Consider the following 18,565-nt stretch of genomic DNA (forward strand, 5'->3'; position numbering starts at 1 on the left):
CCTGCAAAGTTCTTCGCTTATGGAGCAATAAGCTTTGGCATTATTATCATTCCAGTCTTTTTCTAATTACCATACCCCTTCAGCCATTGTTAAAGTCTATATTTCTTAAGTGAACCTTTAGTTGAATTTCAGCAACGTCCAAAATTTTTCTGATCAACTTAACAAATCTTTACAATTCCTTTAATACTGCTAAACAATTCAATGAGATACTTGAATTATCAGAAAACAGAAGGGGATGAAGAAGAAAATGAAAATTGCTGTGATTGGTGACTTGCATTATCCGACATTGAAAGATGGTTGTGCTTATATTGAAGAGGACCGGCAAAGCTTTTACGAAACGTTTTTGGAACGTTTTTTCTCAATCCCGGCAGATTTATATGTATCCATTGGTGATTTGACGAATTTTGGACGAATAGATGAATTAGAGGAAGTTTATGCAATTATTCGAAAGCACAACAAACCTTTCAAACATGTTTTAGGAAATCATGATCTTTACGCCATGACACGTGAAGCGGTCCTTTCCACAACTGAGCAGAAGCATTTCCATACAGTGTCTACCGATTCGGCCGTCCTAGCTTTCCTTGATACAGCCCGAGAACAAGATTATGAAGACTGGGGCGGAACGATGGACGGTGTACAACAATATTGGCTGGATTCCATTGTCAAGGAATCAGAGGAATTGCCGCTCATCCTGTTCGCCCACCATCCCGTCTTCTCCACTACCAAAAACTCAGAAAAAGAAAAGCGCTGCATCCATCCCGATATTCCAATATGGGACATTCTGAGCAAAAAACAAGGTGCCGGGCTTTACGTGAACGGCCATAATCACTGCAATTCCCTCGCCGCCCGAGAGCAATGGACTTTTCTTCAATTGTCAGCAGCACTTGATGACCAAGCAGTCCGGATTATTGAAGTTACCGATTCTTTCATCTCCATAGACTCAGTGACAATCGATGACGCTAAACTTCGGAAGCATGCAGAAGCAATAGGAAATGCTATAAAGCATTTTACATTAAAACAAGAAACAGTCGAAAAAGCGGCTTATTTCAAGTATATGATCCCAGTGCCGGTTCCCGCTGAAGTCCCTCCTCAAGAAAAAGTTAAATTGTAGTTCTTTAACCTGAAATTTATATAAAAAAGAACCGCGTGCTCTAGTAAAACAGGGCACGCGGTTCTTGTCGCTGGATCAATAATACAGACATTTCCGGAGACTTTGTAGATTATTTGGAAAGATTTCGACTCTGCTCCTATTAATAAAATGCCGGATACCTTGCTTCGCCGTTACTCTAATGTATTTCCTTCAGCTGGAATAGGGTTGTTTTTAAGCAATCCAGCTAAATGATAAGTGTTGTAGGCTAACCGTTCTACTGCTGCTTTTGTAAAATCATTATCCCTTCCTGCTTCAATATAAGAAGCTCCTGGCCCTGCTTCTCCCACCCAATAAGCATCGACATTCGGCGGAATCAAATAACCAATGTGCGACAGGCCATATAACAAGGAAGCTGATGCGTGTTTAGCGCCGTCTTCATTGCCGGTCACCAACGCTCCTCCAACTTTATTATAAAAAACAGCCTGTCCTTTATCATTAGTGACACTGCTGCTGCCGTACAGCCGTTCAATAGCGAGCGTAGCAAGTGAACTCTTTTCACCAAGCCAAAGCGGTGTTCCGATGATTAAAATATCAGCAGCTTTCACTTTTTCCAAAATCGATGGCCACTGATCTTCACTGCCCATATCTTCCTGCACGCCAAAAGCAATGTGGTAGTCTGCCAACCGAACTATTTCGGATTCCACGCCTAACTGTTTATAATGTACTTGTACATCTTTAATTAACCCTTCAGTGTTGGAAACTTCATCCGAGCTTTTTAATGAACAGTTTAAAAATAATGCCTTCAATTGCTGCATATTTTCATTTCCTTTCTTTAAGTAAGTCACTTATTCAGAGAATCCCTACATGATTACTTCTTCCCTGTCCACTGTTAATTAAACTGCTCTGCAATAGTTCATTTTTTCATCTGATCTGAAATAATTACAGTTAAAATTGAAATACGCATTGGTAAAGGTTGAATACGCTACTTCAGCAAGTTAATCTTACATAACAAGTATTCAAACACAAAATGCCGCTGCTGGAGTCCTCGACTCCAACAGCGGCATTTTTCTTTTCAAGTCAAAAGCAACTCTATGCCCAGCATACCGCAGAACAGCCAATAAACCAGCTTCGCTTCATCTTCACTTCCCGGCTCAAGATGAAATGTCCAGAATGCAATCGAAATAATGATTCAGTGACTCTTCTTCAAAATCAGGAAATTCTATAAGATCTGGTTCAAAGCTTTTCCTGAAGGATGCATGGTTTTTGAAGCTTCCGCTATGAAAGGAATCCTTGCTCTAAAAACAGAACCTTCTCCAGTATTGCTTTCAACTGTGATTTCTCCATTATGTGCCGTCGTTATGGACTTCGCGATAGATAAGCCAAGCCCATAACCGCCTTCTTTGCGGGAACGCATTTTATCGGCCCGGAAAAAGCGGTCAAAAATCCGTTTCTGGTCTTCCGGAGAGATTCCGATTCCTGAGTCTGACACAGACAGGACGAATTCACATTGCTTTTTGTTATTATGCTGTTCAAGAGCAATTTCCACGCGGCCTCCAGCCGGAGTGTATTTAATAGCGTTATCCGTCAATATATACATCAGCTGGATAAGCTTATCGCGATCCCCGGCCACTTCCAGCTGCTCCGGTGCAACCAGTTTTAAGCAGATTTCTTTTTGAGATACGTATTCGCTGAATGATTCAATCATTTGCTCTGCTGCCGGGCGTATATCGAAACGCTCTTTTTTTAACTGTGTTGCAGCTTGTTCGGAATCAGACCTGGCTAGTGCCAGCAACTCTGTGATCAAACCCGACATCCGTTTGACCTCATGCTTTAAAGTGCCCAGCATTTTCTCTTTAAACGGATTGGATTTATCCACCTCCATTCCAAGTGCTTCCACTGCTGATAAAATAACGCTGAGAGGAGTCCTCAATTCGTGCGAGGCGTTCGATACAAACTCTTTCTGCAAATTATACGCTTCTTTAGCCGGTTCGAGCGCCCGTTTAGACATCCAACGGCTCAATGCAACACCAACAACAGCAAACACGAGTGCAATGGACACAAAAATCAGAACAACCCACTTGATCATGCTGCTGTAAAATGTATTATCGATTGCCATGTACATCATGGCGATCCGTTCTCCATTATGAATGACCGGCCGTGCAAGCACCATCACTTCCAAATCCATTTCAGAAAAGTCCTCCAGGAATGGATCGTTTTCCGGAATGCCGATTTCCACTCGTTTGACTTCAATATTGTCTGTCATCCATCCATCAATAACATCTAAGTATAATTCTCGCAACTCTTCATGGTCATCATTATTGATGATCAACTCTCCGTTAACATCAGTAATGTAATAAAAGACCTGATTTCCGGTTAGCGCACGGCGCTCCTGCTCTCTCCACGCTCCACCGCTGCCATCAAGCGCACGTTCCGCCATATTGACTTCCCGGTCAGACAGAATGCGAAGCGTCTGGTCCTGATCATTGGTAACGACGATGTAAAATACGAACAGCGCCAATGCCACAAAAGCAGCGAGGAATAAAGTGAGAATGGTGCTGTAAAAAAGCGTCAGGCGGTTCCGTGTCTGGGCAAAGACATCCTTTTCGCTCTTTCTAAGCAGTTTAGGTTTTTTCAACTTTATAACCTACTCCCCTAATCGTTTCGATCAAACTGCCGCTTTCCTCACCGTCGATTTTCTTGCGCAGCAATTTAACCGTCGCATCGATGGTTTTCATCGACACATCCGTATCGAATCCCCAAATGCGGTCAAAAATCAATTCCCTTGTCAGTACAGTTCCCCTGTTTTGGACCAGCATGTCCAAAAGCTGAAACTCCCTGGGCGTCAGATTGATTTGATGATTCCCGCGGCTGACAGAATGTGCAGTACGATTTATATTTAATCCGTTCACTTCTACGACTTCCTCCTGCAGCGGAGAGTATGTGCGCCTGGCCAAAGCCCGCAGCCGTGCCCATAGTTCTTCGATTTCAAAAGGCTTTGCCAAATAATCATCCGCTCCGGCATCAAGGCCTTCTACACGATCCATCAATGCGTCTTTGGCAGTGAGCATTAATATCGCTCCGCCATATCCGCTCTGCCTAAGTTTTTTGCAGATAAAGATGCCATCTCCATTCGGCATCATCCAGTCGAGTAAGATAACATCGTAAAACGATGCAGCGGCATAGTCATAAGCATCTTCCCCTTCGGTCACCCAGTCGACCGTTTTGGCTCCTTTTTTCTTCAATAAATGAACGATTAATTCACCGAGCATTTCATCATCTTCCGCCAATAAAATCTTCACAGCAAACACCCTTCCCAACGGCGTTATTATTTCTAATTCCAGTACACCACATGAAGGTTAAGATTAGATTAAATTTTTCTTCTCAATCGATATTTTTTTGGCACTTTACATATTTTGCTCTAAATTAAAACAAGCAATACCGCATAAGTATCCGGTATAACTTGTTTTTGAGTTACCTTATGTTTAGATTGTATAACATGATGTTGAACCGGCCTAGCACGTGGCCTCAACTGCCAAGCGCTTCCGCCAGATTCCACGTTGAATTTTCGGTATAGCCGTTGTCAAACTTCGCTATCGAATAGGCATTAAAATCTCCCCCTGTCGCATACTCCAGCACTATTCCAAGCAATTTGATGCCAGTTCGTTTTTCAATGATTCAGTAATTGTGCTTGCCGCTCAATCGGGAGCTTCATTTTTTATTCGCCTCTTTATCAATTTGATTTCTTTTCCATACCATCACTTTAAAAGGCTTAGATGAAAATTAAGTGAAAATCCAACGGTTTCCTTACGAAATAAAAAAGCCTTCTTCAAAATCGAAGAAGACTTTCCGCTAATAAAGTTATTAATTCCACTTTTTCTATACGTCTTTCCATCTTTTAAATCGTCCAGTTGATAATCATCCCTGCATGAGTCAAACCGCCGCCAAATCCATATAAGAGAAGTTTGTCATCGGCTTTGATGTTGCCTTCACGCACTCCTTTATCCAATGACAACGGAATCGAAGCTGCAGAAGTATTCCCGTAATACTCAAGGCTATAAATCGTCCGGTCAAGTGGAAGGCCGTTTCTGTTGCAGATCGATTCAATGATGCGTAAGTTGGCACTATGCGGAACAAACCAATCCACTTGCTCATTGGTAAAACCGGCTTTTTCCATCAATGCTTTCATGCCTTTGGGCACCGTATTGACTGCCCATTTATAGACTTCCCGCCCATTTTGAGTAACAAATCCATTTACCGCCAATTCGTTGCCAAACATTTGATTGGAAAGATCCGTACAATAAAGATTTTTTGCCAATTCCCCGTCCGTCCCCATATGTGAAGCAATAAAGCTTGGCTTTTCTTCATCGAATTCGACAAGCACGGCACCGCCGCCGTCTCCAAACAAAATGCAAGTCGAGCGGTCACTGTAATCAAGGATTTTAGAAAATGTTTCAGCGCCAATCACCAAAATCTTTCGGTTTAATCCCGAAGTAATCAAGCCGTTCGCCATATGCAAACCATACGCAAATCCGGAACAAGCTGCATTCAAATCAATGGCACCTGTATTTTTTATGCCAAGTTTTGCCTGTACAAGCGCAGAGACGCTCGGCGTTTTAAAATCAGGAGTCATCGTACAGACAATGATCATATCCACATCCTCTAGGGATTTCTGGTAGCGTTCCATTAAATTTTCAACAGCTTTAAAGCTGATGTCGCTTGTGAATTCATTATCTGCTGCAATCCGGCGTTCTTTTATTCCAGTCCGTTGGACAATCCATTCATCATTTGTTTCCACTAATTCTTCCAGGTGGTGATTCGTCAGCCTCTTCTCCGGTACGTAAGATCCGATAGCTGTAATTCTTGCTTTTGAAGTAATCATGTATTTCGCCCCTTCTTGATGTCCTCGCTCTATTCTACCATCAACTATTAGTATTAGGTACTAATATCATTGTACAATGCGGTTTTTCGTATACACATTAATTGCCGTAACGGTAATAGAGAAACCTAGCTATGGAATTCAAGTATCAGAACAGATAAAAGCTGATAGTACTTTTAATGTGAACCGATAAAAATAAGGATTCCAAAAAAGCTTATATTTACAGTCTCAGAATTGAGGTTATTATGGTATCTTCATACCTCATTATTCAACTAATAAATTTCCATCTTTTCCATCATCATTTAAATTTTACAGACAATTCAGAAATTATTTTTTATACTAAACTTAGAAAAAGAAGGGAGATGCTACATGAATAAACTATTCAAGATTTTTATTGCCGTGTTGATTGCATTATCGCTTGGAACGCCTTCCGCTTTTGCAAAATCGGATCAAGGCAAAGAGTCGCTCGTCGCTTTAGGTGATTCTATACCTTTAGGCTTTAACCTTAGTCAAAAGAACAACAACCCTGCCAAAATCGCTTTCCCGTCTTTATTAGCCGACGAAGCCGATTTGCGGGTACGCAATCTGGGAGTACCAAGATGGCAGAGTCAGGATTTGCTCACAGCCCTGGAAACAAATCAAAAGTTCCGCCAAGCTGTCAGCCACGCTGATTATGTAACAATTACCATCGGAAACAACGATTTCCTGGACATTTTAAGAACAGCAAATGCCGAGAGTGGCGGGAATCCGCAGCTATTCCAGCAATTGCTTGCACAAAAGCTGGCGAACAGTGATGTATTTGCGAATGTCGCTGACATCATTGGAGAAATACGGTCACTGACCGATGCTCCCATCGTCCTGTACAACATTTACAATCCGTTCCAATTGAATAACCCGCTGCATCAAATTGCAGATCAATTCTTGCCACAGATTAACGCTGCTTTCGCAGGTATCGCGAATACTTATAGCGGCGTCGTATTGGCTGATGCCTATAGCGCCTTTGGCGATAACCAAGCGCAATATGTCTTGCCGGGGGATATTCATCCGACTGCTGCAGGCCAGGAAGTCCTGGCAGAAATCGGGTTGCAAGCGCTTAATGCTAATTACGTGAACAATTAAACGAAAAAACAGCAGCCTTTTAAATAGAAAGGCTGCTGTTTTTCTTTTTAAATGCCTTTTACTGGATTGAAAATTATCAATTCCAGGCTTTCTCCTTATATATCCGTCTTGCTGATTAAAGGCGCTTCAATAATATAACGATCAGGCGCAGCTCCTATGAACCGGAATGGATAACAAGTAGTGAGTGTCAGAGTCGGTTCCTCTTTATTAACGATTACGGTTCGGTCCTCGGCATTTGTAATCCAGGTCTTCTTTATCTCATATTCATACTGAACTCCTTCAAACTGCACATACATCTTGGCTCCTTCTTTTAATTCACCAAGTTCACGGAAAACTGTATCCCGGTGTCCGGACAGCACGGTATGACCGAGCCTATCTGGAGGCGTCGTGAATTCTCCCACATGATAGCCTACTCCTTGTGTCAAGGTCTCGTCATCTGTTCCCCAATACAACGGGTATTTCATATCGATCGCAGGTATAAGAAGCCATCCGATATTTGCACCTCGATCATACTCTTCATAATTACGTGATTTTGGTTTTTCAATTCTTTCTTCCCGCTTTGTTTGATTTGAATGTATGAGTACTTCTTTCTCAAGAAAGTCTCCGTTTTTTTCGCTTGGAACTTCTTCTATTTTATACTGCTCAACAACTGATTTTTCTTCTTCCAGCTTTGTGGTTTTATCCGCTTTGACAATATCATTTTTGCCAATAGCTTCTTTGCCAGAAGAACTCTCATTCACCCATGAAAACCCGTTCCACCCAGCAAAGATTAGTCCTGTTGAAATGAGTATCAATGCAAGTTTCTTCCTCACTGCCTCTCCTCCTAAAATGCAATATAAAAGATTATTAGTTTGTATAAGAAGGAAGTAAAATACTTTACCTTAGAATAAAATATTCATTTTATCAGAATTTTAACTTTTTTGAGATAAATGTGTTATAAATTATAGTATCGTCGAATGGCGAAATATGCAATAGAGGAGATTGGTATATGAAGAAAAGAATGGTTTTGCCGTTGACTGCAGTGTTGGCAGTCGCAGGATTTGCAGGGTCAGTTTTTGCAGCTCACGAAGGCCAGGAGTTCATGGCGGAAATGACCCCTGATCAGGAACCCATGGAAGTGGAAAGCAATGCATCAGGAGACGCCCAAATTGAATTCAGCGAAGACGGTTCGTCCTTGGAGTATACGGTAAATGCCCAGAACTTGGAGAATACATTAGCAGGTCATTTCCATAGTGCTCCTCCTGGTGAAAACGGGCCCGTAGAATTGCTTCTATTCGAGAATGCAGAGCCAACGGATTATAACGGAGAAGTAGCAAGCGGCACACTGACTGAAGCCGACTTAGCCGGAGACATGAGTTGGGATCAGTTTACTGAAGCACTTGTAGCAGGCGATGTTTACGTGAACCTTCATACAGAACAGTATCCTGAAGGGGAAATTCGCGGCCAGGTTGTAATGGCTGGCGGCGGTGACGAAATGCCGACCACGGCTTCAAACGGACCTCTTTTTACAATGCTTGGCCTGCTGGCAGCGGTGACAGGTGGATTTATGCTCATCAGCTGGCGCAGTAAAAAAGCAGCTTAGTTTTTCTATCAGGAGCTGAACTTCCAGACAGCTATCGCCATCATCTATGATACAAGTTCAGCTTTTTTCCTGTTCTCCTCATTTCTTTTTACCATCGTAATAAATTCAACACGATCAGTACTAAACCTATTTTCCTTAACAAAGCCCAGTTTTTCATAAAGATGAATTGCCCGTTTATTAAATGAAGCGACAGTCAGCCGGACCGGAAGCCCTGGATGACTTTCTTCTATAAGAATATAGGACGAACCGAAAGCCGTTCCTTGCCCTTTGCCGACTAGTTTTGGATTCATTCCCAGACCCATATCGATGAAAGACTCTCGGTAAACATTATACCGGTGCCCGCGCTCGTTCCCACACAGAAAAACCCCGCTAATTCTTTAACTTCATTGAGCAATGCAAAATATGTCCCATTGAGAAGTTCAGAGATTCCTTCATCAGTTAAATCATTGTTATAAAAATCATAAGGTGCTGTGTATTTCCACTTCAGTACCTCTTCAGCTAGTATTCTATTCATTGCCTCTGTCCGCAAATTCAAATTGAGTCATTCTTGCTTTTGTATTCCTATTATTACATATCTTACAAACTCTACTACTTTCTTCAATAGTAATTTGTATCTTGATTTTTCTATGATTTTTTATTTTGCTTATGGCCTGCTTTGGCTTTTCCACTTGTATGATTGGTATAGCTCATCTATTATAGAAGAAAAAAGTTTGCATAAATAATATTCAAACCATCTATTGCAGGTTTAGGGGGATAAAAGATGTACCATATTAGAGGAAAAAAACTGCTGAAGAAAGAAGAAAAGGTGATTTACCGCAGCAAATTAGAGGATTTGGAAGAAGAAAGTGCAAAGATTACTTTTGAGCTGAAGAAAATAATTGCTCAAGCCTCTGATGATGTCCTTTTTTTATGCATTGGTTCAGATCGTTCTACAGGAGATTCCTATGGCCCTTTGGTCGGGACCCTGCTTAAAGAAAGCCTCATTCCGTATCCTGTCTATGGAACTTTGTCAGAGCCTGTCCATGCCTTAAATCTGCAGAAAGTATTAAAAGGTATAAAAAGAAATCATAAAAATTCAATCGTTATAGGAATCGATGCTGGCCTTGGTGATTACCATCAAATTGGCTCTATTTACTTAAAAGAAGGGCCATTCAAACCGGGCAAAGCGTTAAACAAAGGGCTTCATGACATCGGTGATTACCATTTGACAGCAGTGGTAAACTATCTGGATGCTCAATTCCCCCATCATTCTTTAAACAGCACCAGATTAGATACTGTTATGAACTTAGCTAAGGCCACTGTGAAAATGATAGTGGACGCTAATAATCAAATAAAAATAGAAGAGCTTCAAAATTGAAAGTCTGAATAACCAAAAATGAAAAAGGTGAAGAATAAGCTGATCATCAGCAAATTCTTCACCTTTTATCTATGTTTTAAGTTGCTTAATATCCGTGATTTTTTCTAAGCTCTCGCTGCCTATTTCTTGTCTCTCAAATACTTTTCAATATTCACCAAGCTTTCATACCAGGCTTTCTCTGACCTGCTTTCCGCCACTTCACTTCTAAACGGCAAATCGGTGGATCTAGTTTCCGGTAAAGAAGCTCTGGCATTATCCCAGTGGCTATGAGAGTAGAATTTTTCGGTTGTAAGCTTGCTTAAATATTCTTCATTTTTCATCGCTTTCAGCCTTGGCAGCTTTAGTATATTGATTTACTCTTTCCTCTTTGTATTGCTTATAGCCTTTGATAAATTCCTGATACATTTGCAAATAAGATGTAGTTTGGCCATTCACTCTTTTTTCTTCTCTGATTACAGCATTCATATAATTCATCCTCCTTGGTATGGTTCCGCTTGTCATTCTTCTCTAATCCATGGCAGTCATTTCATTTCCTTTAAACCTTACTATCAGCTCGAAAAGTAATATATTTCGAAAAATGCTATTATTTCGAATTCTATTTCGGCTAAAAAATTATAGCTTTAAATAGAATCCGTTAGTTCCTACTTTAGCTAATGCGTGAAATGATGTCAGGTGATGAAATTTTCCCTATGGGATTTGCTGTGAAATGGAGTTACAAAAAAAAGTTCTTTCGGACAGTGCTTGGACAATTGATACAAATTATAGAAGACATTTTGCGTGAGTTCATACCGCTGCATGCAGTTTGGCATTGCTTTCACTTTTTCAGAGGCTTGTTCCAACTGTACTTCATCTATTTTGACCCATACAGTCTGTACTTCCGTTTGTTTCTCTCCTTCTTTTTCATGAAGGATTTCCCGTGTCAGACGCGCAAAGAATGTTATAAAAGATGAACCATTTTCAATATGTACATCTTTTGATTTAAAAAAATAATAGCCAACTGACTTTTGAGGTATATGCTGCATTTGTGCCATCCATTTGCTCCCCTTTACACTTTTCAATCCGGATTCTCAAAAATAATAAGGCCATTTCCTTTTTCTTTCTTTATCAAAGGTGTTTATGCAAGAGATTTAAGCGCTCCGACAAGGCGTTCTGCAAAATTTATCGGAGATTCCTGTGACTTTATGCGAATGCAATACATTCCACGCTCCATTGAAAGTTGCTGTGAAAAGTTTGTCGGAAACAAGATGGAATGCTGGATAAGAGCCGATGTGAAATTCGGCAGTTCCTCAGGCAAAAGAAAAATTTCAGCCTCGTTTACAGCTTGTCCATCGTTTTCGAGGGAACTGATGGAGACCTTCAAATCTAGGGCCCATCTTACATATACCTTTGAGTTTCTCTGTGCTTCGGCCGTTCTCTTTTTTTTGAACTGACAGATCTCCGAATCTGTCTCAACTTCTATATCCAGCAACTTGCTTACTTTTTCAATAATGAATACTTGTGAATCAGTGTCTACCACTTCAACCATTCCTTCCACCCCTTGTTGAATAATCCCTGCGTCCAAATAGACAATTATTTAGAAAATTCAATAATTTATTATTAAACATAAATGACAAAATTTTATACTTTTTACCCACAACTCTTGTTTCTGTATCATCAAAACTTTGTTTTTCAATACCTTAAGCCTATAATATGTCATAAAATATGTAAAGGGTTATAGAATATTCTTTTAATTCTGAAATCTAAAATGTTTTTCTCATATATCTTCTTACATTGTCGAAAATATATTTCTAAAAAATGTTCCGATTCCTTTCCCAGTTCCGCTTTTTTAAAAAAAGTTTTATCAACATACTAGAACTGCTGGATGGCTGATTTATGCAAATAGTTGCACAGTAATGCATAATTATAAAAATAACGGGTTTCTACTATGGAACTGCACACCGGACAAAGATCAAATGTAATTCATTTCTGTCTTTGATCTTCCCAAAAAAAGCGGAGAAGACTGCAATGTCAGCCTCTCCGCTTTCTTAATGTGATGGTTTTTTCAATTATTTTTCTCTATTTTCCGCTATAGCATAATAAGCAAACAATTTTACTGAAATTTTATTAAGATAAAAAAACATTGTTGTTTTTTTGAAAAATCAGCTTTACATTTTCAATGATAAGCTAAGTTTTATAAAACACCAATGTCGAATTTTGTTTTTAAAAAGACCCTAATTTTAAAAAATACTAAAATTTGTATAGTAAACGCAAAGAAAAAAATCCAAATTATGTATGGCTGATTTTTAATCAGATTTACAAAGAAATGATTCCGCTTAAAACCATGAGCATATTTAGCATCCCATGCCAAAAAATTGAAGGCCCAATGCTTTTTGATTTGATGGTAATGCCCCCGAAGAACATCCCTCCTATCGAAAAAGCAAGGCATATAACCCAAGAGAAACCAAGTGAATAATGCTGTAAGCCGAATCCTATACTCGTCAACAGGACTGCCCAGCGATCACCAAATAACTCTGAAAAGCGGCTCAACAAAATACCTCTCCAAATCATTTCTTCTAAAAACGCGTTCGTTAGTGAAAAGATAACAGCCAGCAACATTACTTCCCGGGTATGAGACCAGCCGTTCAGAAATATTAAAGGCATGAATATGGCGAAATTGACAGTTAATGCAATCATAAGGAAAATGCTCACTTTTACGCGATGAAATCCCGTCCAGATAAAAGGAAAGTAGATGAATTCATTCCACACTGGTTTTCTCCAATATTTGATAAGTCGAGCATCAGAGAAAAAACCCAATCCAAGCAGCGGCACAAAAACGCAAAGTAAAGATACTCGATTTAAAAACAGCTGCCACTCTTTGGGCTGGATTTGATCAATCCATTGAGAATTTGCGAACATATACAAGTAAAAGCCTGCTCCAAAAGCCAATTGTATGAGAAAGAAAGAATTTAAGTGCTTTTCAGTCCTGGAAAATAAGGCAAAGGAGAAAAACAGCCATATGGCTGCAAGAAAGTGATTTTCAAGTTGAAGTGAAATAATCAGGAAAGTAAATAATAACAAATACAAGGTGTTTCGGAAAAATAAATTATGTATATTACTCCCTCCCTCAAATTTCCTACACACTTCATACGGATTAACGCTTTAAAAAGATTCACTTTTCCGAATAATACGTTTCACTTCCTCAACTTAAGCTTGCATTAATTTTGAAATAATCTATGAAGCTGATTCCAAAAGCATTAAAAAAGCATCTTCGATTCGCCGTCTTAGGTTATTAAACCTTGCGAATGAAGATGCTTCTTCAGGATTTATTGTTTAAAATATGTGTTTTCCAACTGCTTAGTTCACAGATTGCTTCTTCGAGTTCAACTCCGCAGAAAGCTCATTGAACCATTCTTTATCACCTGTTGACAACGCCAGATCAATAAGGAATTCCAACTGCCCGGCATCTTTGGATTTTGCTGATGGAATGCTTTCAACTTGTTTGATCGGCAAAGGAATTGTTTTTCCAATCAGTTCTTCATTATCGCTTTCAGCTACTACGACGTATACGGCTTCCTGGATGATATTCATGGAATCGATGAAACCGATGATCAACTCATCATTGCGGGTTACGCCTTTCACCCAGTCACTAATTTTTAAAATCGTTTTATTGTCATTTATCATAGGTTTACACCTTCTTTCATTATATTTCAACAGAATCCGCCGGGTCCGCAAGCCATTCCTTCAAAAAGGACTTTTGGTTTTTGCTTTCCCAGTTCGTCTTCGATGATTTGCTCAATCTTTTCCTTCGACTGGATGCCGGAAACTGCCATCTCGCCAATTACAAATGTAGGTACAGCAGTAATTCCCGCTTCTTCAGCTTGCTTTAGGGCCAGTTGATGTGCTTCTTTGTATTTCCGAAATTTCAAAGCTTCACGGTACTGTTGTTCATCCAATCCAACTTCTCCGGCAAGCTTCGTCAATATCTCACTATCCCCGATATCCAGTCCTTCTTGGAAAAAGGCTTTTAACAAACGCTCATTATATGCGGCAGCTTTCCCATTTTCCTTAGCATACTGATAGCCTTCAAAAGCCAAATGGGTATGCGGCTGCGGTGACACATCGGGCAATACGATATCGATCCCCATACTTTCTGCCATAGGAAATACAGATTGTGCCCAAGTTGTTTGCAGATAGTCGTCTTCAGGGCGCAGAGTAGGATTGGGTGCAGGCCGCAACTCGAACGGCATCCATTCTACTTCGATGTCTTTATTTTTAATGGCTTCCGCTAACGGTTGTTCTGCCAAGAAACAAAATGGGCACACATAGTCTGAATACACTTTGACTTTTAAAGCCATATTGGAAACCACCTTTCATTTTTCAGAAGTTTATTAAAACAAAAACTATATTATAGTAACTTTAAAACAATGTATTTAAACTGAATCATCATTTGCATAAACCAGAGAAACCGGTATCCCAATGTCGTTTTCTCTAAACCGCCTTTATTTATAGAGATTAAATTCCCAAGCGGTTTATTTTGAACTTAAAAGCTGACCTTTTATTAAGCTATTAAGTAAAACTCTACGCGTTCATAAGTTATATTACAATTTATTTGCCTTGTTTTAGAGTTAAGCTCTCTTTTCTTCACACTTCCTGCTTTTATTGAAAGAAGCTTCGTTAATCTGTCTAGCTATACATACTAAATTCAGTTATAAGATAAGCCGTGACCTAGCTTGTAAATATTGCCATCGTTGTCTTCATAAGCATAGGTAAGCCCTTCCGGCATATAGAGGTCTTTGTCGTAGCCTGGCACGTCATTTCTTGAAACACAATTGCCTTTTTCATCTACAGCAATAACTGTTTCACTGGCTGGCAATGTCAATGGCAAAACACCTGCTGGTTGGCTGTCTCCTGCAATAACTTCAAATTGCGCCTTATAGAACGTGTCATAGCCAGCAATCAAGGCATCCGCCAAAGGCTCAACATTTTCTAGTATCCAAGGCAAGGTGATATTCACACTCATAATTACTTTGCCGCCGCGGCCATGCAAATCAGCAACAATATCTTTCAAACGGTCCATACCGGTCAAAGTCGTTTCTTCATAGTCTGTGCCGTCCAGAGCTTTCACTGTCTTTTTTTCGCATAGGTCGAGTTCCAAAAGCCCGGGAGTTGCAGAGAAATAGGCGCCGGAAATCGGATGCAAAAACAAAATTGCGGCATCCGCTTCGCTGAAATGTTCCGTCAGCGACAGTTTCCCTAACTCCTCGCCTTCTTTTCGAGCTTTTGCGGTATAAATCGCCGCCCGTTCTGGATCTTTATGAAAAACCTCCACATAGATCTTTTTGCCGTCCAGCTTTTCCGCTGTCAACGGCAAAGTTTCCTGCTGATTTTTCAAAACTGTAACCGACTTTTTATGGGCTTCATAAGCCGCTTCCCAGTGGGCCGGTGTTTCCACTACTGCAGCAGCATATTCCGGCGATACATATGTCCGGTCATCAAACAGCCCCAATGTGAACATTTCCGTCAACAGGCGCGTATTCGCTTCATTGATCCGCTCTTCACTGATCCAGCCTTTTACGACAGCTGACTTAAGATTTTCAATATCATTGGTATCGGCGATTAAATCAGTCCCGGCATTGACTGCTTTCGCAAAACGTTCAGCTTCACTTAGCCCTTCTACGCCCCAAGGCATTTTATTGATAATGCCGCTGTCACTGTTGATATAGCCTTTGAAACCTAATTTGCCTCTGAGAATATCGTTTAAAAAGTAATGGTTGAATGCAAAGCCTACTTCTTCAAAAGGAATGTCTTCCCCTCCAAGTTTCTGGCCAGCGCTTTTATCAATGCTTGGAATTGAATAATAAGGCATGATGGACGAAGTTCCATGCTCAACCGCAGCTTGGAATGGCGGCAAATGATACTTTTCCAAACTTCCAGGCGTCGGATATAAATTCCATTTTCCTTCTTCATAATGCGGATCAAACCCATTCTCTCTTGGCCCCCCGCCAGGAAAATGCTTCGTGGTCATCGCTATGCTGTGCTTTCCAAGCTTATCCCCTTGAAAACCTCTGAGGATACGCCCAATCGCGTCGGATATAAATACCGGATCTTCGCCGAACGTACCGTAAATCCGCTGCCATCGTGGATCTGTAACCGTATCCGCCATATACATATAGCCTTTCCTTAAACCGGCAGCGTCCCATTCATCATGAGCAATTTCAGCAAACTGGCTGATCAGCGACGCATCGCCGCCTTTTTTCATGTCTCCTTTAGCGGCTGCAGCAAGGCCCAGTGTTCCGGGCCATGTAGAAAAAATCCCTGACGCGTCATTCATGCCAAAAACAGGTTCTGAATGTTCATTGCGTGAATTGGATGCGATTAAGCAAGGAATGCCCAAGCGCGTGCTTTCGCAGACTTCATTCATCGTATTGACCCATTCCGCCGTCTCGGCTGGGCCCCAATTGTCTCTTAGTATAAAATGCCGCAAATGCATTTTTTCAATTGTATGAGAAGTCCCATATATTTTTGTAGCCGCAAAAATATTCTCACTTTCTTCTACAATTGCTTCATCCAACACCCCATTATGGCTTGTCTTGATTTTATCTTTTTGGGTAAGCCCCATCTGGCGGGAATTGATAAGCATCATCCCAACTTTTTCATCCAAATTCATCAATGTTACCAAGTTTTCTGCGCGTTCTCTAGGGCTCAGCCGCCAATCCTCATAAGGATCCAGTTTCCCATCGCCGTTCAAGTCTTTAAATTTCAATCCATCTACCTCGATAAGTTTCTTCGATTTAACTTGTAACTCCGGTTGCTCTTTGTTCATGGTAAACTCCACTCCTTTAAAGCTTATGACTGCAACGTTCTTCTTTACACTAGTCTTCCATAATCAAATACATAATCTAACCCTAACAAAGTTTGATCGTCAGTTCTAATAAAGAGAGCTTGTCACTTCCTTTTATTGCAATACCCTTTCCCAATAAAAAAACGCGTTCCGGAATCTCAGCAAAGAGAATTCCAGAACGCGTTTTACAAATAAAATTTCACGAAGAAAATTAAACTTTTTCAGCCACTTCAGTTTTCACATATTGGGCAGCCTGTTCACCCGCAATTTTTCCAAATACAGCCCCCGCCATCAATCCTGCGCCGCCTGGGTAATTATCGTAGAACAATCCCCCAGCCGCTTCACCGGCAGCATACAAACCGTTGATCTTCTGGTACGTCGTGTTTTGGACTTCTGCCTGTTCGTTGATTTTCAATCCGCCGAATGTGAACGTGATGCCGCAAGTTACGGCATAGGCTTCAAACGGAGCAGTGTCGATGCGGTTCGCCCAATTGGTCTTAGGCACCTCAAGCCCTTCCGTTCCCCGGCCGTCTTTTTCGTTCGGATTAAACGGCACTGCTTCATCGATTGCTGCATTGTACTCAGCAATTTCCTTGAGGAATTTTTCTTTATTGACGCCTTCCATTTTAGCGGCTAGTTCTTCAAGCGAGTTCGCTTTCACCTTGGTCACTTGTTTGCCTTTATACTCTTCGCGCAGCAAATGAGAAACTTTGCCGTCGAAGATCTGCCAAGCGCAATTGTCTTTTTGTTCCAAGATCAAGCGGCCGTATTTGGCATACGTATAATTCCGGAAATCGGCGCCTTCATCCAAGAAGCGCTGGCCGTCCGTATTAACTAAGATGCCGAAAGGATAGCTCAGCCGCTGGAAACCCTCTTGAAAATCAGGCAAGTAACGGTCTCCCGTCACGGCATGCGCCATCGACCAGTTGCCAGCTGACAGCGCGCCGATATCCAAAGCCATCTGGATGCCTTCACCCGTATTGTAGCGGCTGCCCCGCGTATGGACAACATCCCATTTAGGACCGAGGTATTTGGTGCGCATTTCAACATTGGCATGGAAACCACCGGAAGCCATGACAACTGCTTTTGCACGGATGATTTTGCTGCGCCCTTGTTCTTTCACTTTGACGCCTTGAATCCCGTCGTCATCTTGCAGCAATTTAACGGCCATCGTGTCGTATAAGATTCGTACGCCTTGGCGTGTTGCTTCGTTATGAAGCGCTTCAACCAATCCATGGCCGCCGCCGACTGATTCCAGGATCATGCCGCCCCAAAACTTGAAAATGCCATTGATTTTAAAAGCTTGCCGGCCGTAAATGGGAATGAAATTAATGTGGTGCTGTGTCAGCCACTTCATCGTTTCAAAACTTTCACCCGTTAGAATCGAAGCTAATTCAGGATCAGTCTTGTAATTAGTCATGCGGCAAAGGTCTTCATAATACTGCTCTTCACTATAACTTCCGAAATCCGTCATACGGAGATCCTCTTCTTCAAGATCCGGGATGATCGCCTGTATGTCTTCTGTTCCGTTATACGCAAAACGAATCGAACCATGGGTGTATGTGGTATTGCCGCCTTTTTCTTTTTCAGGCGACTTTTCAAGGACCATGACGCGCGCACCTTGTTCCTGCGCAGCCAGAGCTGCACACATCGCCGCGTTGCCGGCACCTATAATCACCACATCCGTTTCATATTGGTACTCTGTTCTGGACTCCATATGG

20 protein-coding genes are annotated in these 18,565 nt (G+C 41.2%); 4 read left to right on the forward strand and 16 right to left on the reverse strand.

Annotated features, from left to right (window positions below; translation table 11 throughout):
* Positions 1 to 247 precede the first annotated feature (247 nt).
* The gene (locus QWY16_RS10405) at positions 248 to 1,111 is read left to right on the forward strand and encodes a metallophosphoesterase family protein (RefSeq protein ID WP_300989166.1); all 864 of its coding nucleotides are present in this window, start codon (positions 248 to 250) and stop codon (positions 1,109 to 1,111) included.
* A gap of 170 nt (positions 1,112 to 1,281) precedes the next feature.
* Here the strand turns inward: QWY16_RS10405 and QWY16_RS10410 are convergent, their stop codons facing one another.
* The 5 genes from QWY16_RS10410 to QWY16_RS10430 form a co-directional block, all read right to left on the reverse strand.
* Positions 1,282 to 1,905, reverse strand: coding sequence for a flavodoxin family protein (locus QWY16_RS10410; RefSeq protein WP_300989167.1), 624 nt, complete (start codon positions 1,903 to 1,905; stop codon positions 1,282 to 1,284).
* A gap of 404 nt (positions 1,906 to 2,309) precedes the next feature.
* On the reverse strand, positions 2,310 to 3,725 hold the full coding sequence (locus QWY16_RS10415; RefSeq protein WP_300989168.1) for a sensor histidine kinase: 1,416 nt from the start codon (positions 3,723 to 3,725) through the stop codon (positions 2,310 to 2,312).
* Complete coding sequence (locus QWY16_RS10420; RefSeq protein ID WP_300989169.1) at positions 3,712 to 4,389, reverse strand: response regulator transcription factor; 678 nt, start codon at positions 4,387 to 4,389, stop codon at positions 3,712 to 3,714. The genes QWY16_RS10415 and QWY16_RS10420 overlap by 14 nt, the downstream gene beginning before the upstream one ends.
* Positions 4,390 to 4,615: 226 nt before the next feature.
* Positions 4,616 to 4,738, reverse strand: coding sequence for a hypothetical protein (locus QWY16_RS10425; RefSeq protein ID WP_300989170.1), 123 nt, complete (start codon positions 4,736 to 4,738; stop codon positions 4,616 to 4,618).
* 247 nt (positions 4,739 to 4,985) lie between these two features.
* Positions 4,986 to 5,969: a ketoacyl-ACP synthase III gene (locus QWY16_RS10430; protein WP_300989171.1), complete on the reverse strand. Its 984-nt coding sequence runs from the start codon at positions 5,967 to 5,969 to the stop codon at positions 4,986 to 4,988.
* 366 nt (positions 5,970 to 6,335) lie between these two features.
* Between QWY16_RS10430 and QWY16_RS10435 the strand changes: the two genes are divergently transcribed.
* Positions 6,336 to 7,085 carry an SGNH/GDSL hydrolase family protein gene (locus tag QWY16_RS10435; protein WP_300989172.1) on the forward strand — a complete coding sequence of 250 codons (750 nt, stop codon included), beginning with the start codon at positions 6,336 to 6,338 and terminating at the stop codon, positions 7,083 to 7,085.
* A 95-nt stretch (positions 7,086 to 7,180) separates the two neighbouring features.
* Here the strand turns inward: QWY16_RS10435 and srtD are convergent, their stop codons facing one another.
* Complete coding sequence (srtD, locus tag QWY16_RS10440) at positions 7,181 to 7,897, reverse strand: class D sortase, LPxTATN-specific (RefSeq protein WP_300989173.1); 717 nt, start codon at positions 7,895 to 7,897, stop codon at positions 7,181 to 7,183.
* 176 nt (positions 7,898 to 8,073) lie between these two features.
* On the opposite strand from srtD, the gene QWY16_RS10445 reads away from it, so the two are divergent.
* On the forward strand, positions 8,074 to 8,667 hold the full coding sequence (locus QWY16_RS10445; protein ID WP_300989174.1) for a CHRD domain-containing protein: 594 nt from the start codon (positions 8,074 to 8,076) through the stop codon (positions 8,665 to 8,667).
* A gap of 44 nt (positions 8,668 to 8,711) precedes the next feature.
* Here QWY16_RS10445 and QWY16_RS19380 read toward each other — a convergent pair whose 3' ends face one another.
* Positions 8,712 to 8,957, reverse strand: a complete 246-nt coding sequence (locus QWY16_RS19380) for a GNAT family N-acetyltransferase (RefSeq protein WP_367281315.1) — start codon at positions 8,955 to 8,957, stop codon at positions 8,712 to 8,714.
* 470 nt (positions 8,958 to 9,427) lie between these two features.
* On the opposite strand from QWY16_RS19380, the gene yyaC reads away from it, so the two are divergent.
* Entirely contained in the window at positions 9,428 to 10,024 is a 597-nt protein-coding gene (yyaC, locus tag QWY16_RS10455) for a spore protease YyaC (protein WP_300989175.1), read from the forward strand.
* A 119-nt stretch (positions 10,025 to 10,143) separates the two neighbouring features.
* Here the strand turns inward: yyaC and QWY16_RS10460 are convergent, their stop codons facing one another.
* The 9 genes from QWY16_RS10460 to tcuA form a co-directional block, all read right to left on the reverse strand.
* Complete coding sequence (locus tag QWY16_RS10460) at positions 10,144 to 10,344, reverse strand: hypothetical protein (RefSeq protein WP_300989176.1); 201 nt, start codon at positions 10,342 to 10,344, stop codon at positions 10,144 to 10,146.
* A complete protein-coding gene (locus QWY16_RS10465) occupies positions 10,334 to 10,489 on the reverse strand; it encodes a hypothetical protein (protein ID WP_300989177.1) in 156 nt (51 codons plus the stop codon). The genes QWY16_RS10460 and QWY16_RS10465 overlap by 11 nt, the downstream gene beginning before the upstream one ends.
* Before the next feature lie 203 nt (positions 10,490 to 10,692).
* Positions 10,693 to 11,055 carry a hypothetical protein gene (locus QWY16_RS10470; protein ID WP_300989178.1) on the reverse strand — a complete coding sequence of 121 codons (363 nt, stop codon included), beginning with the start codon at positions 11,053 to 11,055 and terminating at the stop codon, positions 10,693 to 10,695.
* A gap of 83 nt (positions 11,056 to 11,138) precedes the next feature.
* Entirely contained in the window at positions 11,139 to 11,549 is a 411-nt protein-coding gene (locus tag QWY16_RS10475) for a DUF1259 domain-containing protein (RefSeq protein WP_300989179.1), read from the reverse strand.
* Positions 11,550 to 12,316: 767 nt separating this feature from the next.
* Positions 12,317 to 12,919 carry a CPBP family intramembrane glutamic endopeptidase gene (locus QWY16_RS10480; RefSeq protein WP_300993394.1) on the reverse strand — a complete coding sequence of 201 codons (603 nt, stop codon included), beginning with the start codon at positions 12,917 to 12,919 and terminating at the stop codon, positions 12,317 to 12,319.
* A 438-nt stretch (positions 12,920 to 13,357) separates the two neighbouring features.
* The gene (locus tag QWY16_RS10485) at positions 13,358 to 13,684 is read right to left on the reverse strand and encodes an IDEAL domain-containing protein (RefSeq protein ID WP_300989180.1); all 327 of its coding nucleotides are present in this window, start codon (positions 13,682 to 13,684) and stop codon (positions 13,358 to 13,360) included.
* Positions 13,685 to 13,710: 26 nt separating this feature from the next.
* Positions 13,711 to 14,358, reverse strand: coding sequence for a DsbA family oxidoreductase (locus QWY16_RS10490; RefSeq protein ID WP_300989181.1), 648 nt, complete (start codon positions 14,356 to 14,358; stop codon positions 13,711 to 13,713).
* A gap of 347 nt (positions 14,359 to 14,705) precedes the next feature.
* A complete protein-coding gene (locus tag QWY16_RS10495; RefSeq protein ID WP_300989182.1) occupies positions 14,706 to 16,826 on the reverse strand; it encodes a glycoside hydrolase family 3 protein in 2,121 nt (706 codons plus the stop codon).
* A gap of 229 nt (positions 16,827 to 17,055) precedes the next feature.
* On the reverse strand, positions 17,056 to 18,561 hold the full coding sequence (gene tcuA / locus QWY16_RS10500; RefSeq protein WP_300989183.1) for an FAD-dependent tricarballylate dehydrogenase TcuA: 1,506 nt from the start codon (positions 18,559 to 18,561) through the stop codon (positions 17,056 to 17,058).
* Between the last annotated feature and the right edge of the window lie 4 nt (positions 18,562 to 18,565).

Source organism: Planococcus shenhongbingii (genome assembly GCF_030413635.1).
GTDB lineage: Bacteria > Bacillota > Bacilli > Bacillales_A > Planococcaceae > Planococcus > Planococcus shenhongbingii.